This window comes from Williamsia sp. 1138, assembly GCF_002095435.2.
Classification (GTDB): Bacteria; Actinomycetota; Actinomycetes; order Mycobacteriales; family Mycobacteriaceae; genus Williamsia.
The window spans coordinates 61,724-88,356 of the sequence record NZ_MJEJ02000047.1 but is presented as its reverse complement, the minus strand read 5'-3'; the positions used below and the strand labels follow the sequence as shown (position 1 = coordinate 88,356).

23 protein-coding genes are annotated in these 26,633 nt (G+C 63.2%); 14 read left to right on the top strand and 9 right to left on the bottom strand.

Annotated elements, in window-relative coordinates; all coding sequences use genetic code 11:
- Positions 1–205: 205 nt before the first annotated feature.
- The 4 genes from BH683_RS17655 to BH683_RS17635 all read right to left on the bottom strand — a co-directional run bounded on the left by BH683_RS17655 (position 206) and on the right by BH683_RS17635 (position 6,121).
- The gene (locus BH683_RS17655) at positions 206–2,449 is read right to left on the bottom strand and encodes an AAA family ATPase (protein WP_094647557.1); all 2,244 of its coding nucleotides are present in this window, start codon (positions 2,447–2,449) and stop codon (positions 206–208) included.
- A 274-nt stretch (positions 2,450–2,723) separates the two neighbouring features.
- A complete protein-coding gene (locus BH683_RS17650; protein ID WP_084837585.1) occupies positions 2,724–3,584 on the bottom strand; it encodes a hypothetical protein in 861 nt (286 codons plus the stop codon).
- Between the two features lie 912 nt (positions 3,585–4,496).
- Positions 4,497–5,702, bottom strand: a complete 1,206-nt coding sequence (locus tag BH683_RS17640) for a hypothetical protein (protein ID WP_084837736.1) — start codon at positions 5,700–5,702, stop codon at positions 4,497–4,499.
- A gap of 167 nt (positions 5,703–5,869) precedes the next feature.
- Positions 5,870–6,121 carry a helix-turn-helix transcriptional regulator gene (locus BH683_RS17635; RefSeq protein WP_084837583.1) on the bottom strand — a complete coding sequence of 84 codons (252 nt, stop codon included), beginning with the start codon at positions 6,119–6,121 and terminating at the stop codon, positions 5,870–5,872.
- Between the two features lie 163 nt (positions 6,122–6,284).
- Between BH683_RS17635 and BH683_RS28440 the strand changes: the two genes are divergently transcribed.
- Complete coding sequence (locus BH683_RS28440; protein ID WP_143696077.1) at positions 6,285–6,680, top strand: hypothetical protein; 396 nt, start codon at positions 6,285–6,287, stop codon at positions 6,678–6,680.
- A 358-nt stretch (positions 6,681–7,038) separates the two neighbouring features.
- Complete coding sequence (locus BH683_RS17625) at positions 7,039–8,466, top strand: hypothetical protein (protein ID WP_084837581.1); 1,428 nt, start codon at positions 7,039–7,041, stop codon at positions 8,464–8,466.
- On the opposite strand, the gene BH683_RS28725 is transcribed toward BH683_RS17625, so the two are convergent.
- Positions 8,463–8,612, bottom strand: a complete 150-nt coding sequence (locus tag BH683_RS28725; protein ID WP_168187071.1) for a hypothetical protein — start codon at positions 8,610–8,612, stop codon at positions 8,463–8,465. The genes BH683_RS17625 and BH683_RS28725 overlap by 4 nt on opposite strands.
- Positions 8,613–9,017: 405 nt before the next feature.
- Here BH683_RS28725 and BH683_RS17620 point away from each other — a divergent pair, with 405 nt between their 5' ends.
- From BH683_RS17620 to BH683_RS17605, 4 genes are all read left to right on the top strand, one after another.
- The gene (locus tag BH683_RS17620; protein WP_210405235.1) at positions 9,018–10,148 is read left to right on the top strand and encodes a phosphatase PAP2 family protein; all 1,131 of its coding nucleotides are present in this window, start codon (positions 9,018–9,020) and stop codon (positions 10,146–10,148) included.
- Positions 10,149–10,332: 184 nt separating this feature from the next.
- Positions 10,333–11,520 (top strand): sensor histidine kinase, encoded by a 1,188-nt coding sequence (locus BH683_RS17615; protein ID WP_084837580.1) that lies wholly within the window; start codon positions 10,333–10,335, stop codon positions 11,518–11,520.
- Positions 11,520–12,179, top strand: a complete 660-nt coding sequence (locus BH683_RS17610) for a response regulator transcription factor (protein WP_084837579.1) — start codon at positions 11,520–11,522, stop codon at positions 12,177–12,179. Before BH683_RS17615 ends, BH683_RS17610 begins: the two co-directional genes overlap by 1 nt.
- Before the next feature lie 136 nt (positions 12,180–12,315).
- The gene (locus BH683_RS17605) at positions 12,316–13,206 is read left to right on the top strand and encodes a type II CAAX endopeptidase family protein (protein WP_168187070.1); all 891 of its coding nucleotides are present in this window, start codon (positions 12,316–12,318) and stop codon (positions 13,204–13,206) included.
- Here the strand turns inward: BH683_RS17605 and BH683_RS17600 are convergent.
- On the bottom strand, positions 13,203–13,889 hold the full coding sequence (locus BH683_RS17600) for a TetR family transcriptional regulator C-terminal domain-containing protein (RefSeq protein ID WP_143696076.1): 687 nt from the start codon (positions 13,887–13,889) through the stop codon (positions 13,203–13,205). The genes BH683_RS17605 and BH683_RS17600 overlap by 4 nt on opposite strands.
- An 89-nt stretch (positions 13,890–13,978) precedes the next feature.
- On the opposite strand from BH683_RS17600, the gene BH683_RS17595 reads away from it, so the two are divergent.
- A complete protein-coding gene (locus BH683_RS17595; protein WP_084837576.1) occupies positions 13,979–15,445 on the top strand; it encodes a serine hydrolase domain-containing protein in 1,467 nt (488 codons plus the stop codon).
- Here BH683_RS17595 and BH683_RS17590 read toward each other — a convergent pair.
- Positions 15,345–16,007, bottom strand: coding sequence for a TetR/AcrR family transcriptional regulator (locus BH683_RS17590; protein ID WP_168187069.1), 663 nt, complete (start codon positions 16,005–16,007; stop codon positions 15,345–15,347). The genes BH683_RS17595 and BH683_RS17590 overlap by 101 nt on opposite strands.
- A gap of 117 nt (positions 16,008–16,124) precedes the next feature.
- Between BH683_RS17590 and BH683_RS17585 the strand changes: the two genes are divergently transcribed.
- From BH683_RS17585 to BH683_RS17575, 3 genes are read left to right on the top strand one after another with little or no spacing between them, the layout of a single operon-like run.
- Positions 16,125–16,811: a hypothetical protein gene (locus BH683_RS17585; RefSeq protein ID WP_084837574.1), complete on the top strand. Its 687-nt coding sequence runs from the start codon at positions 16,125–16,127 to the stop codon at positions 16,809–16,811.
- Positions 16,808–17,614 carry an SDR family NAD(P)-dependent oxidoreductase gene (locus tag BH683_RS17580; RefSeq protein WP_084837573.1) on the top strand — a complete coding sequence of 269 codons (807 nt, stop codon included), beginning with the start codon at positions 16,808–16,810 and terminating at the stop codon, positions 17,612–17,614. The genes BH683_RS17585 and BH683_RS17580 overlap by 4 nt, the downstream gene beginning before the upstream one ends.
- Before the next feature lie 41 nt (positions 17,615–17,655).
- Entirely contained in the window at positions 17,656–19,041 is a 1,386-nt protein-coding gene (locus tag BH683_RS17575; RefSeq protein WP_084837734.1) for a cytochrome P450, read from the top strand.
- Positions 19,042–19,068: 27 nt separating this feature from the next.
- Here the strand turns inward: BH683_RS17575 and BH683_RS17570 are convergent, their stop codons facing one another.
- On the bottom strand, positions 19,069–20,067 hold the full coding sequence (locus BH683_RS17570) for an oxygenase MpaB family protein (protein ID WP_084837572.1): 999 nt from the start codon (positions 20,065–20,067) through the stop codon (positions 19,069–19,071).
- A 110-nt stretch (positions 20,068–20,177) separates the two neighbouring features.
- On the opposite strand from BH683_RS17570, the gene BH683_RS17565 reads away from it, so the two are divergent.
- Together BH683_RS17565 and BH683_RS17560 are read left to right on the top strand one after the other, a co-directional pair.
- Complete coding sequence (locus BH683_RS17565) at positions 20,178–20,780, top strand: TetR family transcriptional regulator (protein WP_084837733.1); 603 nt, start codon at positions 20,178–20,180, stop codon at positions 20,778–20,780.
- A gap of 242 nt (positions 20,781–21,022) precedes the next feature.
- Positions 21,023–22,237: an HNH endonuclease signature motif containing protein gene (locus BH683_RS17560; protein ID WP_084837571.1), complete on the top strand. Its 1,215-nt coding sequence runs from the start codon at positions 21,023–21,025 to the stop codon at positions 22,235–22,237.
- Between the two features lie 163 nt (positions 22,238–22,400).
- Here BH683_RS17560 and BH683_RS17555 read toward each other — a convergent pair whose 3' ends face one another.
- Positions 22,401–22,895, bottom strand: coding sequence for a hypothetical protein (locus BH683_RS17555; protein ID WP_084837732.1), 495 nt, complete (start codon positions 22,893–22,895; stop codon positions 22,401–22,403).
- Between the two features lie 292 nt (positions 22,896–23,187).
- On the opposite strand from BH683_RS17555, the gene BH683_RS17550 reads away from it, so the two are divergent.
- Both BH683_RS17550 and BH683_RS17545 read left to right on the top strand, forming a co-directional pair.
- On the top strand, positions 23,188–25,431 hold the full coding sequence (locus BH683_RS17550; RefSeq protein WP_084837570.1) for an MMPL family transporter: 2,244 nt from the start codon (positions 23,188–23,190) through the stop codon (positions 25,429–25,431).
- Complete coding sequence (locus BH683_RS17545; protein ID WP_084837569.1) at positions 25,428–26,483, top strand: PHP domain-containing protein; 1,056 nt, start codon at positions 25,428–25,430, stop codon at positions 26,481–26,483. The genes BH683_RS17550 and BH683_RS17545 overlap by 4 nt, the downstream gene beginning before the upstream one ends.
- Positions 26,484–26,633 lie beyond the last annotated feature (150 nt).

Below are 26,633 nucleotides of genomic sequence, written 5' to 3'. Positions count from 1 at the left end.
GGAGCGCATCGCGGTCGCGATGCAGCGTCCTCGCGCGCGACCTACTCCCCCTTTCTTCTAGTACTTCTAGGGGTATCTAGAGGGTTCTAGGGGAACCTGGGTCTGACAGCCGATTGGCAATTGTTCTGCCCCGTAACTGGACTCGAACCAGGTACCCAGAATCCCCTAGAACCCCCTAGTCGATAGAGGAGGGAACCGAGGGCATCTAGCCTCCGCCCGCATCCCCGCCGCTCCTCTCCAGACGGCCCGACAGCGTCCACATCCAGTGAGTGACCCTGCCGCTACTGTCGCGAACGGCCTTCTTAATTACCCGCATCTTGTTTGCAGCGTTGGCGACTGTCTTTGCGCTGCAACCGACCTCTCTCATCACCGCCCTCCGAACCTCCTGAGCGTCCATCGGCCCGGCTGAAAGTAGTTCCCCGATCATCCGTTCCGCTTCGTCTCTCGCTGGGGCCGACTTGCGCGCGTCGCCTGCGATCCCGTCCGCACCGACGAGTTGGTCAGCATTCTCATCCAGCACACCCTCCCACCGCACCACTGGTGAATCGGCATCGGTCAGGCTTGAGATGAGCCGGTAGCCCAGAGCCTTCGGCTCCCTGCTCAGGTTGCCTTTGATGGAAGCCAACCCATGCGTCGCCTGCGTGTTCTCGCGGTCGTCGGTTCGCGGGAGTTTGGCTGCGATGAGCGCGGATCGCGCGAGCGCCGTGAAGGCGATTGAGCCGCCGCCCCGATGCTTCGCATTCATTCCCGTGGCCTTGTTAAGGTGCCGCACCAGCACCACCGCCGCACCTGTCTGTTCTGCGACGTCCACGAGTTCCATCAACGCCTTCCGGTTTGAACTGTCGCTCCCGGCCTTCACCGTGTCCGACATGAAGGCACTGATCGGGTCGATAACGACGAGCTTGGCTTCGACCTCCTCGATTGCCCGTTTGAGCTTGTCCACGTCTTCCGGGATCAGGAAGGGAATTGGGCGGCCATCGCGGTCGCGAGGACGTGCCATCGTTGAGATGCGAGAGAGGTCGGCACCCGCAGCGTTCAATCGGGGTACCACTGTGTCGGCGAGGTCGTCCTCCATCCCAACCAGCACAACATCCGCTGGTTCGTGCAGCCCCTTCTCATTGCTGCTCATCGTTTCGCCCACAACTGAGCGGGGCCAGCTCCCACCGTTCGACACTGTTGCGGCCCAGGCCAAAGTCATCGTCGACTTGCCTACGTCCGGCTCACCTTCGAACATTGTCAGCTTGCCCAGCGGAATCCACGGCCACCAGAGCCATTGCACCTTCGTCGGTTCAACTCCCGCCAGGGACTGCGTGAACTGCCGACCCTCAGGTGACCGGACCGGCTGGCCGTCGATAGTGCCCGGGTGGCGGTAGGCGTTCCCGCGCGGGTTGTCTGGGTGCCAGGCACCACCCGGCGCGAAAGCCTCACGGCCCATAACCCAGTCGTCTTCAGTCATCTGCGCGGCAGGATGGTTGGCCGCCATCTTCCGCAATGCGCCTTGGATCATGCGCTCGATCTCCCCGCGCGCTGCATCCTGCCCACGGATCGGGCCTATAGCACCCAGATATTGGTCCTCGATGGTCCGCAACGCGGGTGCCACACCTGAGTGCCGCTCGAGACCGAAACCCACCAATGCGAAGATCGCGTTCCTACAGGCATCGAATCTGCTGGCACCATTGTGGATCGCGTCCAAAACACCGTTGACCTGCTCTGCTACTTCGGGCGTCATTGGTCCGCTCTTGAAGCTGCTCCATACCTCTCTTCCCTCCGCCACAGTCGCCTTCGTGAGTGCCTCCACATGGTGATCGAGACCCTGCAGCCACGACACGGGCAACTCAGGAAGCTCGCTCGGACGCGGCAGCTGCACACATTCTTCCCCGGCAGGATCGAACGCGCGGACCCTCGTGCCGGAGTGGTGCACGGACGGAGGGGCAACCGCGTAGCGGTGATGACGCTGGAGAATTTCAACACCACCCTCTGCAAGAACACCCGGACCTGCCCACCCCACGGGCACGCGAAAGAACAGCTTCCTGCTTCCGTCAGTCCGCGCGGTCAGAGACCACGTTGCAGGCAGCGAACCCCATTTCGCCTCGTGTCGTCTGATCGTTTCCGCGCCAGGCTTACCGTCATAGCAATCGATGTCGATACCAATGACGCCCATAGGCATTCGGGTGCCAAGGTTCATTCCGCCTGCCCGTGTGGCAAGCCTGTCGGCCCACTTCCGAAGTTCCTCGGTAGTTTCGATGTCTTTGCCTTCGTGGCCCGTTACCCCGATCACTAGCGGCGTCTTACCTTTGACATCGGCACGACCGTTGCCGAGCGGAATCGGATGCCATCCGAGATCAAGTAGACGTTTGCCATGCTTGAAGAACTCCTCTGGCGTAAGCCGCTCGAACTCTCCTCGATCTGAAGCACCGGGGCTATCGACTACCGCCGAAGGGCCTTTCATCTCGACTGCGGCACTCTCGGCGGGTCCGTTCGGCGGATTAACGAGCGAGGGCGCACCGTCGCTAGTAGGCGACTCGTAGGAATCTACTTCGACTCTTGGTTCACTCTCGGTCGACGGCCTATCGGGATCGTACGATATACTCATATTTGCGTATTCTTTCTGCGACACAGTGGAATTCGTGAGGAGCGCCGCCCTCTGGATTGGCGGTGGGTCAGGTTGAACCGTGGTGACTGCGAGAAACCCGGCCCACCGCATCCAGCAAGGCGTATCGGCGTCAGTAGTACTTCTCTTCGGGGTGGCCGATCTGCTCGAAAAAACCGTCATTGCCCATGAACGTCAGAACACGCGGGTCCAGGGCCTCGGTTTCGTAGTACGGGCGCTCGATCTCAAACTTGCACGACTGGCACGCCGGGAACACATGGACCCGCTGCCCCCGACCGACAACCAGGGCAACGTCGGGGTAAGCTCCCCGCTCACGCGGTAGGCGGGATACTGTTGTGCAGAAGCGGCATTCAGTTGCGAACAGCGACATCAACCGCATCACCAGCCGTTGAACCGACCATGCGTAGTTGGGCTCGGTATCTTCGCCAACCGCAGGCCGGTCCATCGTAAAGTCGTCGGGTACGTCCACCTCGGTGCTGGGCAGAACCGGGAACGCGATGCACGTTTCCTGTCCTTGGTCGCCGCGCTCCACTGGCGCCTCCTTGTCATGGAGAACGACCTCTACCTGTCCGGGTCGGCCATGCGCTGACCAACCGAGAAACTCAGCGAACCGATCGATCCGCTCAGGATCCAAGAACCGGCATTCGGTTCGGTCAATCAGCTCGCTATCCGAGTAGCCGCCAGCACACCACGGGGCGGCGCGGCGTCGGGACATATCTGAGTACAGGTAGTCCATTGCCCCGAACAACAGCTCGCCATCCGCCAACGTCACTGGCTTGTCGTAGTCTTCCCGGCACAACCGCCTGATGATGGGATCCGCGGACGCTCCCGGCGATAGGCGTCTGGTGAGCAGGGCGCTCTCTTCGTCGGCGTCGATTGCAGGGTGGCCGGTCCAGTCTTGCTCGCGGATGCGAGCTATTCCAAACTTATCGATGAGCCGTTGTCGACGTTGAGGATTGAATCGGCTGCTCATCGCCCGTCACCCGCACTTGTGGCGTTCCGCTTTGTCGACTCTAGCCAGTTCAGGACGTCACCGACGCGCGCGAATCGTCGGCGCGCGACCACGTAGTAGGGCAGTTCTCCGCGTTCGAAGATGGTCTTAACGAAGCGCGGCGTGGTGGGTATACAGATACCGGTCAGGTATTCAGCGACCCCATCCTCACCCCGCAACATCCGGTCAGTGTGCGGTTCGTCTTTCAGGTTGCTTGGCGTAACGGACATGCCCGTTCGTCCTCTCGGGTTGGCGCCGACCCGGAATGGGCACAGATCGGCAGTCAGCAAGGTTGATTAGCTGACCCTGGGCGTGACGCGGCCTACCCGGCTCGCCCTATCCTCGCTACGCTGGCTTCTCACCCCTGAGGGGCGGCTTCACCAACGCCTTGCGACGCGCGTTCGTTCGCTAATGGAGGGCATTTGCCTGCTTCAGGTACCTATCGAAGCAGTCTCCGAGTCCCCCGGAGACGTCTTCTACTATAGCGCATCCGACTCGAGGGCGATCCGCCGAAGGCTCAGCAGGCCAACACCTTACGAGTTCTGAGGGTCAATTTCGGGTACCCCCATACCGGGCCGTTCTTCGAAACGGCGCTCAGGGCATCTGAGGGCGACGAATTTTCTTTGGCAGCGGGACCGTGGCCGGCCGTCGGAGCGGCTGATGCAGCTCCGTGTCGTCGGTCGGCTCTGATGGCGACAAGCCACGGTAGCGCCCGCCATCAAGCGTCGGCGCAGCGACCGCAGCGTCACGGCCAGGGCGGAGTCGGCGATCTACAAGCGAGAACTCAGAGTCTCGGTCATCGTTCTTCATGCGAACTCCTCTGGAGTGCGGAACGGCCACCCGCACCGCGCCTGTGCACGATGACGGGTGGCCGTTTGAGCGTTCCTGTTGGGGCTAGAGCGCGAACGTCGGCGCGGTGTACGTCGAGCCGCTGGTGACCTGGATCGCTGCCGCAGCGCCTCGGCGACGGGTACCCACACCGAAGGATCGCTGGAGGTAGCTGTTCTGAAGCGGGTAGCTCCCGGCACCGGGGATAATTCGAAGACCTTGGTAGACGGTGTTGGGGTGCTGGCGGATAGCGAGCGGATTCTGGTCGCTTCCCGGCCCACCCGTCGCCACAACGGCGACGTACCCCGGAGGGATGACGTTGGATTTGATGATGAGCGCCTCACCGTAGCTCCCGTAAACCGGCAGGCCATTGAACGTGCCCGGCGCTTGCTGACCAACGATTGTCTCCTCGGTCAGGTACGCCGGGGCGCTGGCACTCAGAACAAAATCAAACTTGGCGATCGGGCCGGTCGCCCCAGAGTCGGTCGTCAGCTCAGCAGCCGTCGCGTCACGAGAGGGCTCGCCGCGCCGCCAGGTGCTGATGACGTCCGCTTCGAACTCGCTGCAGAGGATGACCAGCTGCGCACCTGCCGCCGGGCCGTAGCCCTTCGAGGTGATCGCCTTGATCGCACTCTCGATGTCGCGACTATCCAGCACTGGGGTTTCGGTCGTAAAGTAGTGCGTGGTGGACTCGGCGAACTCCACCCCCATGTATGGCGGCGGGGTCACGCCGTCCGTGCCGGTATACAACCCGTAGACCTTCCGGCCATCGTCGTTCATGCCAGGTTCCGGATCGAACAACCGGCGCAGGACCGACCCGGTTACGAGCCTGTTGTCTGCTTCCATCGCCTCCGCGAGGTTAGCCGCAATTTGACGAGAGTCGGCATCTCGCAGAAACTTCCATGATGTCGCGAGGCGCAGATCGAAGTCGGTGAACGGGTAACCAAGCTCAAGTGGCGTCGCGGTAGCCCGGCCCGAAGCGGGCACACCGAACTCTGACGCCTCCTCAAACTTCATCTGCGACAACGTCTGCGGCACAGCCTCGCCACGCAGGGTGGTGAAGTAGCTGAGCAGCGACGCAATCGACGTCCGCTCTTCATTCCACAGAGCGAGTACATCGATCCATTCATCCCAGATGACATTGAGGTCGATTCCGTCGGCGGTGGCTGAGACGAGCGCGTCACCTTGAGACGAGATGCCTCGGCTGATGCGAGGCTCGGCACCGAAGATGGGTCGGCTGTAGTTGAACGGATCAAAACCGTTGTGAGACATGAATACTCCTGGCATAGGGCATTGAAATGAGGGGGTGTGCTCACTCCGGGCCACTAGCCTCGGGAGTTGCGCGCTCAGCGCTGCATTTACACGACGTACGACGCGAGCCGCCTCCGGCGACTACGCACTTCCGATAGTACAGCGCGCATCGCCCTCAGCCTCGCACGCTAGTTTTCTGTTCTAGGTAGCCCGTCTAACAGCTGCCCTGGCGTGGTTTGCAAGCCAGCAGCGATCCGGAGGATGTTCTCCACCCGCGCGCTTCGTTGCCCGCGCTCGACCTGCCCTAGATGGGTCCAGTGGACACCGATCTCTTGTGCGGCTACCTCTTGGCTCCAACCAAGCTCGAGCCGCCTCGCCCGAACGCGCGCACCAAACGCACCCAGCGTTGAGTTCAGGGGTGGCTTCGAGGCGGCAGTCATGGCACACCAACCCCATACGTCTAGCGCGCATAGGTCCAGAGCGGAATCGTCGTGTCCGCAGTTCAAGGGCTCTATTGGTGTCGTATGCTTCCTACGCGACCACGACAGAGGGTCCCAAACCATAGGACTTCACACGATGCGACCGAAGCTTCTCTCAGCCCTCATGGGCGTTCTCGTGCTGGCTATGTCCGCTTGCGGAGGCGGCTCGACCACCACGACGAGCACAAGCAGCGCACCAAGTGCGACGCCCGCTACCGCCTCGGCTACGCAAGGCACGGACGCCGACCCAGAAGGCTTTCGCCGAGAAGTGGCGGGATACGGCAACGGCGAGCTACTCGCGGTCCAGCCGGAAACGTGGGCGGGAACCATCTGCGAAATGTTCGAGATCGGCGCGACCAACGCGTCTGTTGCCCTCTACGTCAAGTCGGGCCTGAACAAAGAGCACCGTGCATCAGCCCCCAGCGGGGTCAACGGCTGGTCAGATTTTGACACCGGGAGCCTGGTGTACTTCTCGGTTCAGTACTACTGCCCCGAATACCTGCCAGCCCTAGAGTCTTAGGGTCACTGCGGGCCGCGCAGGGGCCTCCAGTTGAAGCGATTTGCTCCCGTCCCGAGCCGGTCGAGAACCGTCCGAAGACGTACCCGAAGCGCCCTCAAATGTAGCCTTGATCAGGCGAAACGCGAGACCAGCCTAGGCGTCTAGCTGCGAATACTCGAACAGCCGCCTCAACCCGGAAATAGCTTCCCAAGCTGCATACGCGGGTTCGATTTCCGTCATCGGCTCCATCATCGCCGCCGGTAAAGAAGTTTTTTGGCCGTCGAACGCCTGATCTCCGCGACACTTAATACACTCCCCACACACTCCACCTGATGGCGGGCTTCCGTAGCCACCGCGTTCCTCGTGTCAGAATGCTCGGGTGACATCTGCGGAACGTGAGATCCTTCGAGTACCCGACAGGTTTGAGGCGCTCGCCACTGAAGACGCCGCAACCCTCCGCGGCGTTGTTACACCAGTCGAAGCGAGCCTCAGCGCCATCGACGAGCGATTCCTCGAGATACGCTCTGCAGAGCGCGGGGGGTTAATGATCCTGAAAGGCGTGTCGGGTGCCGGGAAGTCAACCTTCGCCAAGACGGCAAATCTCTTTCGAGAAATTGACATCGTGCCGGTCGACAGCCAGCAAGAACTGACGGTAGCGCTGCGCGAATTGCCCGCGACTAACAACCCTCGGCTCGTGATCGTCGAAGGTCGCGAAGCTCTGGGTGAGGTGGCTCGCGAGTCCATCGAGAGCTACCTTCACGCGGCCAACAACTTCGTCCGGTCCGAAGCCGGGCGCACAAGCCTCCTGGTATGGCCGGTCAACACCGACAATATGGTGGAACTGCTCACCGACATAGCTCGCAGCATCGGAGCGAAGGCACTGCTGGGTTTCGAGGATGAGTTCCACCTGTTTACCGGGCCACCTAAGTCTGATTTTATCAAGATCGCCGATCAAACAATCGGCGCACTCAATCAGGGTGCATCTATCTACAACCTGGGGTTGAGCGTCGAGAGAGCCGATGAGTTAGCAGTCCGTAGCGATACAATTGGCGAATTCTTGGGCCGCGTACGGATTGAACTTCAGAAAAATGTGGAACGCATCCAAGGGTTGATGCCCCAAGAATCGCTGCGAGTTTGGACCATCGTAGTTTCCGACTCGAACGCGGAGAGTGCGGTCAACGCGGTTACACGAGGCCGCGACGCCTACGCCGATATCGATCGCATGATGACGTCGACTAATGCCAATATTGTCGCAGACCTGCAGAAGTTCCCAGACCGGTTGGGCATACTGGGCACGGTTCTGGATGCCCGAGTCGTCTACTTAGACGTCTTCTCCGCACTCGCGGTTGCACGCACGTTTGCGGACGACAGTCTGCGCCAGCTAATGACCGAAAAAGGTATGTCAACTAGCAAAGATTCCAAGGCGATTGACCGAATTGGGGACTCTACGCTCGGCATACTTCTCCAGGGCTCTACGCTCGGCACAGGGCGTCGCGGCGCGAAGGCAAAAGGCAACACCTTGTCGGCTTTTTCGAACCTGACGGCGATAGCGTCAGACAATGACACGCTAATAAACATTGCCATCGCAACCGCTTTGAAACAGACTGGGATAATTACGGACTTTGAACCAGAGAAACTGTTCGGCAAAGACCGGAAGTACTACAGCGATCTCATCGTCACATTGCCAACCGGCGAATCAATTCGCCTTGAATTCATGTGGCGGAACTCGACGGGATCAGCTGACATCTCGAACTATGTGCTCAAGAAACTTGAGATTTACGGCAAGTCGATTGGCCTATTTGACTAGCGTCGTAGCCGTACCACGTTCTCGCCTCGCGGTTGGCCCATCGCCCCGAGCCCGGCCATGGCGTCGGTGTGGTCATCCTCGAACAGGTGCGCGTACACCGACAGGGTGGTGGTGACCTTGGCGTGCCTGCAGAGTCGCTCGGTCAACCCAGGACGGGGTCCCGCGAGGCTCCCCCGGCCTCACCCCGGCGACCGGGGGCGATTCGGGCCCGACCGGGACCGACCGCAAAGCGACCCGAAGCGACTGCTAACGACCTATACTGCCTGGTCAACGGGCATAGTTGGCGCTTCGGGCGCGCGTTGATGCAGGTTGCACAGCTACGAGCTATCGCCTCTGCTACGGACTTTGAATCCGCAGGTCCTCGGTTCGAGCCCGAGAGGGGGCACCACCATCTACCCGGGCAGCGACAGCCGCGTCCAGCACCGGCAGGGTTGCCACCGGATGAATACCGCTCCACATCGCGGTAACCGGTACGGCGTTCGCCCAGTACGCGCCCCGATCAGCGATTCGTAAACTTGTGCCCGCGGTCGGCTTCGGGAAATATCCTGGTCATGTCGTTTTCGCGTTCACGGTCCATCGTCTTGACGATGCTGGCGGCCGTCGCCCTCGTTTTTCCGGTAAGCGGGGTTGCCACCGCGGACACTGCTCCTCAGAGCTTCACCCCTGTCCAGCTGATCGGTCCGTACCCGTCGGACCTCCCGGCAGGCGGCACGTATCTGCCGGTCCTGGATGGCTTCACCAAATTGCGCGACAAGAACCCCGCCCTGATGGCGCAGAACCTGCAGACCGTCGTGCGTATCAATAATGAGGCGACCCCTGAGGCACAACAGGACGCGATCGAGATCAACTATGACGACCGCCTGGTCTCGCTCGCCGCAGCGCTCGGTGACAAGCTGGGCCCCGTCTTCCTGAAGCTATTGGACGACGGCAAGCTTCCGAAGGTTGCCGCGTTGGCCGAGGGTGACTTGGCTCGCGCCGGTCTGCCGTCGGGAACGACGCTGCCCGAGAAGCAGTTCTTCAACAATCCGCGACCGTTCGTCGCGGCACCGGCCAGTATCAAGCGGTATGACGAGCCCGGCGGCCACCTCTACTCCGAGCTCGAAGGCAACGGCTCGTACCCGTCGGGTCACGCGAACATGGGGTACTGGAAGGGGGCGCTGCTGGCGTCGTGGCTGCCGGAACTCGGCCCTCAGATCATCGCTCGCGCCGGCGAGATCGGACTCGGACGCGTCGTTCTCGGCGTCCACTACCCGCTCGACGTGATGGGCGGAAGGCTCATGGCCATGGACCTCACCGCGGCCCGCCTCTCCGATCCCGGCTTCGACCGGCTGATCGACGAGGCAGGCACCCAACTTCGCGAACAACTCGAGAAGGCCACGGGGTTGCCGCTGGCCCAGTTCATCGCCACCGATACCCCGTACCTGACCACCGAGCAGGCCGTGTCGGAGCACCAGGCACTGATGACGTACGGGCTCCCGCAGGTGAACCCCGGGCAGCAGAACCGAATCCCGGCAGAGGCCGCTGCGCTCCTGCGGACCAAGTTCCCGCACCTGACTGATCAGCAGCGCCTGGGAATCCTCGAGCAGACGGCCATCCCGGCCGGCTACCCGCTTGACCAGTCCGGCCCCGACGGCGGCTGGTTGCGGATCGACCTCGCTGCGGCGTACGCGGCAACGCCGTAACACTCACTCTCCACCCGCTCTGAACTGTCGTTCGGCCGCTCACTGGGGCAGGTGGGGTCAATGTGGCTCAGGTCACATTTGTGCGCCAGCTGCCCGAGTGACACTACGACGTACGTTTCGGTGCGCGTCGGTGCGCAGCCCGCGCTCGGCGTAGCATCCGCGACATGAGCAATCGGCTGGTGTGATGCAACACGAGGGCGGCATGTGGGCCCGGGCCGCGGGACGACTCGCACCCTTCCTCGACATCGCCATCGCGGTCGCAGCCACCGCGCTCTCGATCGGTGCGCTGTTCGCCGCGGACGTCGAGAACATCGACCCACGCCTGGAGGGTCCTGACGCTGTCGCGATCGTCGGCACTGTAATCGCCACAGGTGCCCTCTACTGGCGCAGAACATACCCGGCGATCGCCTACGCAGCATTCGGGGGCGGCTGCCTGGTTGTCACTCTGACCGGTCACTACATCGGGCTACTGTCCGTACTCCTGCTCTTCGCGCTGTACTCGCTGGCAGCATACGGCCGACGACGACATGCCGCGGTCGCGCTGGTCGCGACGATCCTGACATTCGCCTGCCTGGCCGCCGCGAACATCCCCGACCTCCGCACCTCAGATCTCCTGCAGGCCTGGGCCCTGGTGATCACGGCGTGGGCGATCGGCGACGCCATCCGGGCGCGCAGAGGGCAGCACCGCGACCAGCTTCTTGCCGCTGAACACGATGCCGCCTTGGCACGTGAGCAGACGGGCCGCGCAGTCGCCGAAGAGCGTCTACGTATCGCCCGGGAGTTGCATGACGTGGTGGCCCACAGCATGTCGCTGATCGCCGTCCAGGCGGGAGTGGGCGCCCATGTGATCCGCACCGACGTCGACGCGGCCGAACGGGCGCTGCAGATCGTCGCGGAGACCAGCCGCGAGGCGCTGGCGCAGACACGGTCCATGCTCGGGGTACTGCGCCAGGAGGACGATCCGGTCAGCGGACCGGTGCCGCAAGGCATCGACGACATTCCGGGACTAATCACGGTGGTGCAAACAGCCGGAGTCGACATCGATCTCGAGATCGAAGGCGCTCCAACCCGACTGGACCCCGCAGTGGAATTGGCGGCATACCGCATCGTGCAGGAGTCGCTGACCAATGTGCTCAAACACGGTGGACCCCGTGCGCATGTTCAGCTGACATACCGCGCCGACGAACTGGACATCGAGATCACCGATCCCGGCGGACGGTCGGTTGCACCAAGTCAGGACAGCGGCGGACACGGCCTGAGCGGGCTCCGCGAACGCGCCCACCTCGTCAGCGGAAGGTTCACCTCCGGCCCTACCCCTGACGGCGGATTCCGAGCCCACGCAACACTTCCCCTCACAGAGAACGGCTCCTGATGACCACGGTGGCAGTTGTCGACGACCAGGCTCTGGTTCGTTCCGGGTTTGCGGTGCTCCTTCATTCCGAACCGGACATAGAGATCGTCGGCGAAGCGAGCAACGGCCAACAAGCCTGGGACCTGTGCCGGCGCACCACCCCGGACGTCGTGTTGATGGACGTCCGAATGCCCATCATGGACGGCATCGAGGCAACGCAGCGAATCGTCAACGATCCGTTGTGCGCGGGCACCAAGGTGCTGATCCTGACAACTTTTGATGAGGACGAGCTCGTTGTCGCAGCGCTGCGCGCCGGTGCGAGCGGGTTTCTTCTCAAAGACACCAGACCTGGGTTGTTGCTCGACGCCATCACGGTGATCGCCGCCGGAGAAGCGCTACTGTCCCCCACCGTCACCCGCCGTATGATCGAACGTTTCGCCGCACTGCCGGATACGACACCTCGCGAGAGCGCGGCGAATGGACTCACCGAACGCGAACGCGAGGTGCTGCTCGCCGTCGCACAAGGGTTGTCGAACAACGAGATCGCCGCTGCGCTGCACATGGGATACGGGACCGTGAAGACCCACGTCAGTCATCTGCTGACCAAGCTGGACAGCCGTGATCGCGCGCAACTGGTGATGTACGCCTACGAATCGGGACTGGCCGTACCGCGAACCTGATGCTCGCGTCTCTGTCTGCAGATAGAGACGCGCCGACAAAACCGGGGCCTGGCGCCAGATGCCGGGCCCACCCCTCCTGGAGGAGATTGATGGAACACGGCCACCAGGGCCGCATCCCACCACCAGGAGTCCCCCGATGTTTCGCACCCCAGTCATCCGTGAGATCACCGCCTTTGTGGCCGTGGCGTTCTCGCTGGCCATCGCGGTGGCCACCGCTCTGCCCGACGCCGAGATCAACATGGTGCTCAGTGTCTTCATACCTGCGCTCACAGTTGCGATCATGACGTTCACCGTCATTCCCAGGGGCTCCCGCAAAGAACTGTGGCGGAGCTTCGGACTCAACAAATCCGGCGGGTCCGCGCTCAGGCCGGCTCTGACGGTTCCCGTCGTCCTGCTACTGCTCGCCTACGGCGCCGCGGTCCTGACCGGTGTCGCCGACTTCGTCTCGATCACTGCCACTCCCCTCGGCACCGCGAGCTGGGTCGTCGACCTCATCGTCGAACTCGGCATCGGCACTCTGTTCATCCTCGGTGAGGAAATCGGCTGGCGCGGATACCTGTTGCCACGTATGCAACAGCTCACCGGAATGCGCCGGGCCGCACTGCTCACTGGGTTCATCCACGGGCTGTTCCACCTCCCGCTGATCCTGATCGCCACCACCTACGACGCCGACGGTGCCCGCTGGATCGTTGCCCCGGCCGTGGTCGCCACCATCACCCTCGCCGGAGTGTTCTACGCCTACCTCTGGGACCGCTCACACTCCGTGTGGACCGTGGCAGTGGCGCACAATGCAGCCAACACCGCCTTCACCCTGGGCGCCACCGCCGTCATCGCCTCCAACCCGGACCACCTGGCGTACGTCGCCGGCGAAAGCGGGCTCGCCACCTTCGGCGCGGTTGCTCTGGTCGCCACGATCTATCTACTTCGGGCACGGGTGTGGCGCGACAACGACAAGGGCGCAGTTCACGACACCCTCCATGCCTCCAGGGAGGTCTTGCATCCCGAACCGGTGGCCACCGTGCGCTAGTGCCGCCCGGCAACGTTGAGGCCCTGCATCTTCGGATGCAGGGCCTCACCGCTGTTCACCCGGCGATGTGCGCACTCCCCCGGACACAGCTCGCGGGCGCGTGCCCGGAGAGAGTCGAGCGCCCACTTCTTCTGCGCCGCCCCCGCGTGGACCAGTAACCGCGCGGCAAGCCCGTCGGTCAACGCCACCAGCGCGTAGGCCGCCTCATCGACGTCGAGACTCGGATCGACCTCACCGCATTCCTTGCCGTTGGTCAGACCCGTGGCAACCCGTTGCTGCAATTGTTCATTCGCTGCTCGCAGATGCCCGCGGAGAGTGGGGTCTTCAAGAGCCAGTCCGGCGAACGCGTGCGCGACGTACACCTCGTCCCGCTTACGCGCACCGATCGGCAACAGCTGACCCACACTGTCGACCAGCATCTGCTCGATACGCGACCCCCGCTTCTCAGCGCGGGCGATCTCGGCGTCGATCCTGGTGAACACGTCAGCACGGACCGAAGCGAAGGTGTCGATGAGGAGTTCTTCTTTCGACGAGTAGTAGTGCTGCACCAACCCCACGGACACGCCGGCCGCCTCCGCCGCGCGCGCGACTGTCACCCGTCCTATCCCCGAACTGGTTGCGACGGTGCGCACCCCACCGAGAATTTGCGCCCGCCGTTCGTCGTGATTCGCCGTTCGTGCCATCAACCGATGGTAGCCCACTTGCGCTTGGAAACAATATGGCTATATTGGCCTTCAAAACAATATGCACATATTGGAAAGGATGAGCGAGCATGCTCAGATGCGTCCGCACGATCCTCGCAGTCGCGACATTCGGTGCCGTACTGATCTCGACCGCGGCCGGCCCGGCGACAAGCGAACCGACCGCGGCGATCGCCGCCGGGAACACAGCCGTCGCGGACTACCTGGCCGAAGTAGCCGCGGACCAGCAAATTCCGGGCCTGGCCGCCACGGTGCTGTCACCCGGGGTGGCCGATTTCGACTGGACGTCTGGTGCTGACGGCAACGGAGCTCCGGTCACCCGGGACACCCCATTCTTGATCGGATCACTGGCGAAATCGATGACCGCCGCCGTGGTCATGCAGCACGTCGACAGGGGCGTCCTGGCGTTGACCGACCCTGTCGGGGATCACCTCCCTTGGCTCGTGGCCACGTCCCCCACGGTCGAGGAACTCCTCACCCACACCAGCGGGTTCTCGGGCGCCGATGGTCTCGCGGTCGCCGAACGGTTCGACAATGCTCCCGGCGCTGTCCGACGTGCTGCAGAAGACCTGAAGTACTCCGGCACGCGAGGGCAATACGAGTACAGCGACGCCAACTACCTGGTCCTCGGCGCGCTCGTGGAACAACTCGACGGCAAGCCGTTCGGTGAAGTACTCAGGACCGACCTGCTCGAACCGCTGGACATGCGCGACACCGCGAGCACCTCCGACGCCGCATCAGACCTACCGCCCGGCCATCGCTACTGGTGGGGATCGCCTCGCAGGTACTCCCCCGGATTCGACGAATCAGGAACACCTTTCGGCTACGTCGCGTCCACTCTCGACGACCTCACCCGCTACGCACGTGCCCAGGCCGGCGCCGACCCCGATGTTCTCGACCCAGAATTGTTGCGACAGTTGCACACTCCGCGAGTCGATGCCGGTGACGACGACTACGGTTACGGCTGGCGGATCACACCGTCGGATCTCGGACCGTTGGTGCACCACACCGGAGCCACACCAGGCTATTTCGCCCATGTGATGCTCGGCCCGGACGGCCAGTCCGTGGTTGTCCTGGCCAACGCCTACAGCGAAGCCAAGGCCCCTGCACTCGCCTCGGTCGCCGAAAACTTGCTGCTGATACTCGATGGACAATCGCCGACGGCGACAAGCGGCGACCCGCTGCTGACGGCGCTTCCCTGGGTGGTCTCAGCAGTCGCGGCACTCGGTCTCGCGATAGCCTTTGCGTCCTGGTGGCGTCCGGCGCGACGCGTACTGCGCTGGACGACAGCCGTCGCCGCAATCGTGATCATCAGCGGACTCTGGTTGCTGCCGAGCTTCTTTGGCGCCGACCTTCGGGTGATGCGGCTTTGGATGCCCGACGCCGCGATCATGCTGATCGTGTCCCTCATCACCTGGTCACTCGCCGCGGCGCTGCTCATTCTTCCGGCTCGATTCTCGATCGTGCGATCCCGGAGGCACTCTCCCCCAGCGCCAGCCACAGGGCAGCAATATCCTCGATCAACTGCTCGCGACTGACCGCCAGGTCTGCGTTCACCCAGGACAGGATTGTTTGCGCGGTTCCGCCGATGACAAACGCCGGACCGGTCGCGGCAAGCGAATCACGCTCGAGCGCAACGTCATGGATCTTCCGGGCATGGTCGACCAACACCGTCGTCAGCCCTGAGATCGCTGCCCTGCGCTTGTCGTCCTGACTGGCCGCCGTCGACACACCGCCCAGCAACACCAACGCCTTCCGCCGATCCTCACCGAGTACGTCGACCACGGTCGCGACCACAGCGCGTGCCTGCTCGTCCAGCGGAGACCCCGCAGTCGCGCTGAAGCCACCGATGGCGGCAACGACCACTTCGCCGGCCACCGCGTCGATGACCGCGTCGGCGAGCTTGTCGAGATCGTCGAAACTCTCGTAGAAGTAGCGCTTGTTCAAGCGCGCCTCGGCGCACACGCTCGCAACAGTCGCCGAACGCCAGCGACTCTGCGCCATCTCGGTGAGCGCAGCATCCAGCAAGCTCGCACGCCTCTTCTCGACGCGAGCCGCTGCACTCGTGCCCGCATAGTTGCGCTCACCGCCACCAGTCACGCTCGCAAGTTTGGCATTCACCGATCGATAAACCTGTTGACGGGCCCAGACAATCTGGTACCGTTTCGTCCCACAGTGCAGTCTGGCACTGATTCGTACCAGAATAGGAGGCTCCGGATGAGTGCACCGGTTCACCAGGTCGACCCGGCACAGACGGGCGAGCCGGAAGCGTCGGCCGTCAGAGCGATGCTCGTCGAACTGCGCAGCTTGGCCCGAACCCGCCCCACCGTCGCCCGGGCCGCGACCTGGCAATACATCAAGGAACTCGGCGATCGAAATGATCTGCCTGCACTGGCGATCCTCTTCGGCGAAGGTACGGCACCAGACGGCCCCGACGGCAAACTCGAAGGACTCATCGTCGGAAAGCTCTTCGGGATCCCGGAAGCACACCTGGCCAACCCCTTGATGCGCATCAATCCCACCTGGGAAGGGAAGACGTTCGACCTCCAGGCCGGCACCGGCTTCAACCGCCTCGCTCCGATCGCTCGCCTGGCGATGCCGATCGTCGCTGTCGGCTACCGGGGATTGCGACGGGGCGACGGCGAGGTGGAGGGTTTCGATTTCGACCATGCGATCGAAGAAGGCCACATCGAGCCCCGGGTGATGGTCCGCGCACTCGATTATGGGGTGCCCCAGTACAAGAATCCCAGCGTCCGAACCTTCCCCATCAAGCGCACCCGCGACGAGATCGTCGAGGTCGTCCCCGGGGTCTACCTCGGCCGAGCACTACTCACCATGCGGTCAGGAGAGGTTCGCCTCATCGCGCACTTCGCCTTGCGGCAGCCCATCGGCAGTCCGCTGTGATCGACCTCGACGGCGCCCGAGTGGGTGTGACGGGCGGGGCACGCGGCATCGGTAAGGCAACTGCCGCGGCGATGGCAGCACGCGGCGCGATCGTCACCATCGGCGACATCGACCTCGATGCCGCCACCGAGACAGCCTCGGACATCGGCGTGCACGCGCATCATCTCGATGTCACCGACCCGTCGAGCTTTCGCGACTTCTTGGTGGCCACCTCCGACGGTGGCGATATCGACGTCTTGGTGAACAACGCCGGAATCCAGCTCATGGGGCGGTTCGCGGAGATCGGCCTCGATGCGCTGCACCGTGAACTGGCCATCAATCTGGGTGCCGTGATCACCGGAACCCGGCTTGTGCTGCCGCGCATGATTGCTCGTGGTCGGGGGCATATCGTCAACGTGTCGTCCATGGCCGGCAAGGTCTCGACTCCGGGGATGGCCACCTACTGCGCCTCCAAGTTCGGGGTTGTTGCGTTGTCGCGAGCGATTCGCGCCGAGCTGACCGGGACCGGGGTCACCCTGACCACGGTGATGCCTGCCGCCACCCGCACCGACCTGACGTCCGGTGTCACGTTGAGACTCCAGCCCACCCTGGAACCTGAGGACGTGGCACGGGCCATCGTCGCCAGCACCCGGCACGGTCGTCCAGAAGTCACGGTGCCGCGCTGGCTGGCCCCGATGGGTCTCGTCGAGCAAGGGGTGCCGGAGAACCTTCTCCTGGGCGCCAAACGTCTCGTCGGGGGAAGAGAACCCGGCGCTTTCGACCCCGGTCGACGCAAGGCCTACCTCGACAGGACCACACCGTGAAGACCGCCGGCCTGCTCTCGAAAACCACACTCGCTCAAGCAATGCAGCGCACCGGTGCGCGGGTGACGTCGCTGTACCCGGCCACGGCACAACCGCTGGCGACGCCTCCCGCCGGCAGTGGCCTCAAGCCGGTGATGGGCAGCTACGGCATGCCCGGTCTCGGACACGCACTCGAGAGCATCGCCGAACCACTCGAATTCGGACGCGATCGGTATCGACGATTCGGGCCGGTGTTCTGGACCGGCGCGGTGGGGTTTCGGGTTGTCACGGTTGTGAGCCCTGATGCGCTGCACGAAGTGTGGCTCGACCGGGGCAAGGTCTTCTCCAGCGAAGCCGGCTGGAAGCCTATGATCGGCCCCTTCTTTCATCGCGGACTCATGCTGCTCGACTTCGACGAACACCTCCTCCATCGCCGAATCATGCAGCAGGCGTTCACCCGCGCCCGGCTCACCGGCTATCTCGACATGACCCGACCCCTCGTCGCGCACACTTTGGCGACCTGGGCACCGGGAGATCAAATCCCGATCTACGACCAGGTCAAGAGCCTACTGCTGGCAATGGCGAGTCAGGTTTTTGTCGGAGAACCCGCAGATGGAGACACCGCCCGACTCCTGACACGCGCCTTCGATGATGCGGTAGGCGGCGCACAAGCCATTGTGCGACAGCCTTTTCCGACAGGCCGCTGGTCCCGGGGCCTGCGCGGACGTCGGGAACTACAACGTTACTTCCGTGGCGCGATCGGCGACCGGCGCGCAGGAACCGGCGATGACCTCTTCACCGCGCTGTGCCACTCCGAGACGGAGGAGGGACAGACGTTCAGCGACGACGACGTCATCAACCACATGATCTTCCTGCTCATGGCAGCGCACGACACCAGCACCATCGCCCTGTCGATGTTGCTGTACCACCTTGGCAAAGACCCTGCGCTACAACAGCGATTACGCGAGGAGGCGTGCCGACTGCCGCGTGACCCGACCATCGAGGAACTCAACTCGGCACATCTTCTCGACTGCGCGTTCAAAGAGTCGCTCAGGATGTATGCACCCGCAGGTACGTTGTTCCGGCAGGCCACCGCGGACACCAGTATCGCCGGTCACTTCATCCCGCACGGCACCGAGATCGCTCTGAGCGTCCACACGTCCATGCGAATAGACACCTGGTGGGACCGACCGGATGTGTTCGACCCCGGCCGATTCGACGATCCGGCCACGCTGAAGAAGCTCGAGAGGTACGCCTGGTCACCGTTCGGCGCCGGTGCGCACAAGTGCATCGGAATGCACTTCGCCGGACTCACGGTGAAGGCGATCCTGCACAGGATGCTCCTCGACTTCGCCTGGACTGTCCCTCAGTCGTACACCCCACTGATGACGTGGGGAACCGGGCCGACACCCGCAGATGGATTGCCCGTGCGACTGACGAGGAACTGACGCGCGGTGCACCACGAATGAAATCGGCTATGCCATGGTCGCTTCCACGGTCTCTCGATCGCGCACAGGATCCGTGCCCAGCTCGTAGGTCGGCAGGGTGTTCGGCACAGATGTCCCGCCCGCCACCCGCGCCTTGGCCGCAGTGAACTCCGGCGCAGTACCCATGGCCGTCTGCAATGCGTTCAGTGAGGTCCACACCGCGCTGCGACGGGCGGTGCGCTCGACGATGTTCGGCGGCTTGTACATCACCAATTGGGCAGCCCAATCCGGCATGGTGTCGCGGACCGCCCAGTCGACCGCACCCTGGAACGGATCGGTGACGTTGATGCCGGTGGCCACCGCGTTTCCGTGCGTCAGGCCGAGCTTGGGAAGGTACGACTTGAGGCAGTCGAGCGTCTCGGCCTTGGTGGTAGGTAGATCGGTACCGCCGAGCGCATGACCGACGCGCACGAACTCACCGTAGTACTGATCCAGTTCGGCGCCCCGCAGCGGACGCGGATGGTAGATCTCATGAGCGGTGGCGATGCCCCATACGACGGTGGCGTAGTTCCACCGCAACCATTCGGGATCGTCCGCATCGTAGGAGAGCCCATCGGGGCGAACCCCCTTGATGGTGTGATGCATCGCCCGCACGGTGCGTGCCAGTCGCTCCGCGGTCTCCGTCGATCCGTAGGCGGTTCCGATGAAGAACGCCACCGAATGGCCCAGCCGAACCGCGATACCTGCCGGATCAAGCCGACCGGTCGCCTCACCGTCGCCGTCTTTCTCCACGAGCCGCGAGTGGTGCATCCCCATCCAGAAGATGCTGGGATCGAGACGCTCGAGGTACGACGCGCACTGTAGCCCGAAGATGAGCACCGACGTGTGGGAGTGCACATGCCAGACTGCGCTGCCGGGTCCGAACCAGCCCGGGTCGCCCTCGGGCCCTGCGAAGTCCATTCCGCGGAAGTAGTTCTTACGGATGTTGTCGTCGAACCGTTGATTGAGCCATTGACCAGCTAGTTGGTGGGGCAAGACCGGCAACATGAGATCAATCCTCCGCGGTGGTTTGGCTACGTCTGTGACCAGAATAGGTTCTGGAGACGGCTGTGACCAGAGCCTGACCGAAGAAATGCAGAACGATCTATTGTGTGGTGATGTCCTCCCCCACCCGATGGGCCGGCGTTCCGTTGCACGACCGCCGCACAGAACGACGCGCACTGCTCGTCGACGCAGCGTTCGGGCTCTTCGGGTCCGGCGGCGAGGCAGCGTTGTCGGTCCGGTCGGTGTGCCGCGAGTGCGAACTCAACACCCGCTACTTCTACGAGAGCTTCACCGACACGGACGAACTCCTGGGAGCCGTCTACGACCGAGTTGCCCTCGACCTCGCAACCGACGTCGAGCGGGCGATCACCGCAGCCGGCCCTTCCGTTCGCGCGCGCACCCACGCCGGCATCAAGGCCGTACTGGGGTTCAGCTCCACCGACCCCAGACGAGGACGCGTCCTGTTCACCGATGCCCGCGCCAACCCCGTGCTGGCCGAGCGTCGTGCGCTCACCCAGGACCTGCTGCGCGATGTCGTCTTGACCGAGAGCGGACACATCAAACCGGCGTCCGATCCGGTCGCGGCCCGGGTCGGCGCCTCGATGTACACCGGGGCGATGGCCGAGCTCGCGCAGGAATGGCTGAACGGCAACCTAGGAGACGATCTCGACGCCGTTGTCGATCATGCGGTGCGGTTGGTCTTGCCCCGACCTTGACTGAAATTCTCGATGTCAGAGGCCTTCGGTAAGCTGCCATCGGCAAATTCGTGCCTGTTGTTCGTGCGACGAAAAATGTTGCACATCAGTCGAATTGATCAAAGACACCTCTTGCGCACATACGTTCGACGGGTTACATTGGACTCAGTCGGCCCCACTGATGACGAATCTGGATACATGCCCCTTCCCGGGAAGATGCCGCCGACTGATCCTTGACGGTTTCTCATGGGAGGTGTTGTGCAATGAATGTTCTCGATTCAGTCGACGCTCTGATTGAGCTGAAGGTGCCTGATGATTCGGCAGGTGTACTGCGGCTGGTGAAGGATCTGATCACGTTGCGTAATGCGACGGAGCATCAGTTGTCGGTGTGCGCCGCGGTGATGGAAAGGCTGGGTGTCGCGCGGGAGGCGGGCTCGACCACGTCGAAGTTGTTGCAAGCCAATGGTGCTGCGCCGTCTGCGGCTGCCCGCTGGGTACGGGTGGGCACCGGCCTGGTGAACCTCGATCGCACAGCCGGATATTTTCGAGATGGATTCCTCTCGACCGAGCACGTCGACGCCATCGTCAAGGGACTTCATCATATCGATGGACGCTCCGAGGTGGGAGTAACGACGGAGGAACGATCTGGGTACGAGAGCACTCTCCTGTCGCACGTTATCTCCGGGGCACCACCGGCAGAAGTCGAGAAGACCGCTCGCGGACTGGGCAATCAGATCGCAGACGACACCGGCGGCCCCCCGCCGGCAGAAGATCCTTCGCTCAACAGTTTTGACTTCGAGGTCAATGAAGGTCGCCTGGTCGGCCGGTTCGATGTGGACGCGCAGATCGCCGAGAAGGTGCACTCGGCACTGAGCTTCTGGAGTAAACCTCGGCCCCAGCCTGATGGTTCCAAGGATCCGCGGAGCAAGACACAGATCCGGGCGGACGCGTTTCACCAGCTGCTCGATTGCGGTGGCGGCGGCGGGGATGGGTTCATTTCGGCGCCGCGGACCGAGGTGAATGTATCGGTGCCGGCCGACCATCCGAACCGGGCGTCGCTCGAGTGGATGGGTCCGATCACCGAAGCCACCGCCGCCATGCTGGCGTGTGACTCGACCATCAGCTCGATCACCCTGGACGGCCAGGAGGTGCCGATCGACTTGAGCCCGCCGAAACGCCTGTTCACAGGACTTGTCCGTAAAGCCATCATCATTCGCGACACGTGCTGCATCAAGTGCGGGGCACCCGCCGGTTGGTCAGACTGCCACCACATCATTTACTGGTCGAACGGCGGTACCACCACGGTCGGAAATGGATGCTTGTTGTGCCGAACCTGCCATCGCGCAATCCATTACACCGAGTGGGAGGTCGAGATGGGTAGCGATGGCCATCCGTGGTTGATTCCGCCGGCTGATGTAGATCCGCTGCGAAGACCCTTGCCCGCCTACAACCGCCGGACCATGTCACTCGCGGCCTGACCCCTACCCCTCGACCCCACAGTCTTTTTTCAATTCCTGCCGCACCCGACCAACGTCGGGACCGCGCTTGTTTCCTTGACAACTCCATAGTGTGAAAAGTGCATGGTGCTGCCGCCCAGATGGGCTGGGCGGCAGCATCATCGCCGTCGCCCTGCTCGGTGCGTCAGGCCAGGTTGTAAGTGACGTTGGCGTTCGGGAAGGACGACGCGATGTTGGCGTCGATCATGTAGTGCCCGGCGTTGTTGTTGTAGACCCCGGTGTTGAACAAGTTGGTGTTGCCTACCATGTTCTCGATCGAGTAGTCGGCAGTCGGCCCGAACAACCCGACGTGATAGTTCACGTTGACCGTCAGTGAGGTCTGACCCGGCGCGACCGCGACGACGGTCTCCGACGCGCCCGGTGCGAGTTTGCGCTGCGGGGCCTGGACCCACTGGCCACCATTGGGGCCCGAGTCTCCGAGGTATTCGGTCTTGTCGGTGTGGTTGGTGATCGTCATGGCGACCGAAGGCTCGGAAGGATTGGTCACCGGCACCGTGCCGGCGTGAGCCGCACCGGCACCGGCAACCAGGATTCCGCCGGCACCCGCGACGCCGATGGCTGCGGCTGCAACCCGGGTGCGAAGGCGAGTCTGGGAGAGGGTGAGCTGTGAGGCGTTCATCATCGTTCCTTCGTCTCGAGTGGTTGTTCACCTCGTGTTGCGGCGATGAGACAACAGTGCGCCCGGACTTGGTGGACAAGTACCCGCTGATCAGGGGTTCTGTCGGATGACACGCCTTGTCCCCCGATAGATGGACACGAACACGACAAGGGGCAGACATTGACCTTGCGCGGGTCTACCGTTGATCCACCGATGAGTTCAGGGAGATATCAGGGTCAATCCTGATATCGCTGCCCTCCGAACAGGGCAATGATGAGAGACGTCCACTCGACCACTGCCCGGGGAGCACGACATGGACCGTTACATCGCATTCATCATTCGCAGGCGCTGGTCTGTCATCGGGGCCTGGGTGGTGGTTCTCTTCGCGGCGATCGCGGCGGCGACCATGTGGGCGGGCCCCACCACGACAACCTTCACCAACGACCTCCGGACAGAGTCGGGCAAGGCCGGTCAGCTACTCGAAAACGCCGGGCAAGGCGACGAGGCGACGGCCGGGCAGATCGTCATCGCGGCGGTCCCGGGGGTACCCGGTGGTGTCCGCAATCCGCAGGTCAGCGAGGCTGTGAACAGCCTGGTCGACGAGATCAGGCGTTCTTCACCCGACGTCACCGTCGGCGATCCCTATGCGCCCGGCGCGCAGATCTCGCAGGACGGCCGGATCTCGGTGACCACCCTCGACCTCGGCACCGGCACAGACTCCGAGGTGCAAGATCGCGTCGACAGCATCAAGACGATCGCTGACAAGACCGAGATACCCGGCGTCGGAGTCGAGTTCAGCGATCCCCGCTTCGACGAACAACCGCCGAACGGGGCTGCCGAGGGCGTAGGAGTGCTACTCGCGCTCATCATTCTGCTCGTCGCTTTCGGATCGGTTGTGGCAGCCGGTCTCCCGATCCTGTCAGCGCTGTTCGGAGTCGGTGTCGGGGCGTCGATACTGTTCATCGTCCAGAACTTCATGAACATCCCGAACTTTGCGATCTCGGTGACGTTGATCCTCGGCATCGGCGTGGGGATCGACTACGCGTTGCTGATCGTCACCCGCTTCCGATCAGGTCTGCACGATGGCCTCGACCCCGAACGGGCTGTGACGGTCGCAATGCAACGTGCCGGCCGTTCGGTGCTGTTCGCCGGATGCACCGTCATCATCGCGATGTGCGGCATCCTCATCTCCGGCGGAGAACTCGGTCCCGCGCTCACCTTTGCCGCGATCATCGGCATTCTCGGCACGCTGGTCGCCTCGATGTCGCTGCTCCCGGCCCTGCTCTCGGTCATCGGCACCCGGGTGAACCGACTGTCTCTGCACTGGCTGCGCAAACGCCGCGGCAAGGACCCCGATCGCGCGCTGGAAGGGGTCTGGGCGCAGAAGTGGAGTCAGAAGATCCAGCAGCGGCCCTGGGTCGGGGTCATCGGCGCAGTGCTGGTCCTGGTGATCCTCTCGATACCGGCATTCCAGATGCGGTTGGGCTTCTCCGACGCCGGCAACCGGTCGACAGAAGCGACCACACGAGTCGCCTACGACTACGTCACCGAAGGATTTGGGATCGGGGCGAATGGCCCGTTGATCGTCGTGGCGAAGTACCCGGAAGGCAGCGACCCCGCCGCTGCCCTGAGCACTCTCACCGACCGGATCTCCGCTGATCCCGACGTCATCGACGGCGGCATCACCCCGGTCGTCCCGGTCGGCGCCACCGATGGGTCAGAGATCGCGGTGATGACGGTGATCCCGAAGAGCGGACCGCAGGACGAGGCGACGACCGATCTTGTCAATCGGCTGCGCTCAGAGGTCATCCCCGAGGCGCTGGGCACGAACTCGGATGTGTCGGTGCAGATCACAGGCATCACCGCCGGTTCCATCGACTACGCGGAGGTCACCCTGGATCTGCTCCCGTGGTCGATCGCAGCCGTGCTGGCGGCGGCATTCCTGCTCCTGGTCCTGGCATTCCGGTCGATCGTCGTGCCGGTCAAGGCCGTGATCGTCAACGTGCTCTCCCTCGGCGCCGCGTACGGCGTCATCGTGGCGATCTTCCAGTGGGGCTGGGGCGCATCGATATTCGGTGTCGGACGGGCGGGCCCGATCGACAGCTGGGTACCGATGATGCTGTTCGTGACCGCCATCGGTCTGGCGATGGACTACGAGGTGTTCCTGGTGTCGCGGATCAAAGAGCGATACGAGAAGACCGGCGATGCAACCACGTCGGTGGCGGAAGGTCTGGCCAGCACAGCGCGGGTCATCACCTGCGCGGCCCTCATCATGATCTGCGTCTTCCTCTCCCTGGCATTCCTGCCCGACCGCAGCCTGAAGATCCTCGGTGTCGGGCTTGCGGTCGCGGTGCTGATCGACGCCAGCATCGTGCGTCTGCTACTGGTGCCGGCGACCATGGAGATCCTCGGCAAGGCAAATTGGTGGTTCCCGAGCTGGCTCGAATGGATTCCGCGCGTGGACGGAATCCACAACGACTCCGACGACGCCGACCCCACCCCTGTCGACACCACCCCTTCCGGCAAGACTTCCGACAGTGGCAAGCTGGTGAGGTGAAGTCCGTATCGCCACTGACCGCGCCCGTCACCGCAGCGGAGTCGCTGCGCCGCATCGCACTGCTGCTCGAACGCTCTCGCGCAGGCACCTACCGGGTGGAAGCGTTCCGCAAGGCGCTCAAGGTGGTCGACAAGCTCTCCGACGACGATCTGGCGGCCCGCGTCGACGGCGGCCGGCTCACCGAGCTGACCGGCATCGGCAAGTCGACGGCGGCGGTCATCACCCAGGCGGTACACGGCGAGCTACCCGAGTACCTGGAGTCGCTGCAGGACAAAGAGATCGGCGCACTTGCCGACGGCGGCGAAGAGCTGTACGCCGCCACCATCGGCGATCTGCACACTCACTCGGACTGGAGCGACGGCGGCTCCCCGATCATCGAGATGGTCCGCACTGCCATCGACCTCGGCCAGGACTGGATGGCCCTGACCGACCACTCCCCCAGACTGACCGTCGCCAACGGTCTGTCAGCCGAGCGGCTCACCGAGCAGCTCGGCGTTGTGGACAAGCTCAACCGCGCGCTCGGTGAACAGTTCCGATTGTTGCGGGGCATCGAGGTCGACATCCTCGACGACGGATCGCTGGATCAGACCGACGAAATGCTCGGTCAGCTCGAGATCGTCACGGCATCAGTACATTCCAAGCTCAAGATGGATGCCGGGCCGATGACCCGGCGAATGGTTGCTGCAGCACGGGATCCCCGCGTGAATGTCCTGGGGCACTGCACGGGCCGACTCGTCACCGGCGGCCGCGGCCAGCGTGCGCAGTCGAAGTTCGACGCTCGTGCCGTCTTCGAGGCGTGCGCCGAATCCGTTACGGCCGTCGAGATTAACTCACGGCCCGAACGCGTCGACCCACCCGATGAACTCATCGAGCTGGCCCGCGACCTCGGCTGCCTGTTCGCCATCGACTCCGATGCACATGCACCCGGCCAGCTCGACTTCAAAGAACTGGGCTGCGAGCGTGCCACCCGCCTCGGCATCGACGCCGATCGCATCGTGACGACGTGGCCCGTCGAGCGGGTCCTGGAGTGGGCTAACAGTCGTCGACAATAGAAATTGCATCCTGCGTGCACTGTGCCGGCAAAAAAGAATACCGAGCAATTTCTGATCTTCTGTGTCATGATCTAGCAGGCCGCTCAACACGCTCAATTTCGACGTGGGATAAGACTCAGTCAGTTATGCCCGATCTCTAACCTCCTGCCC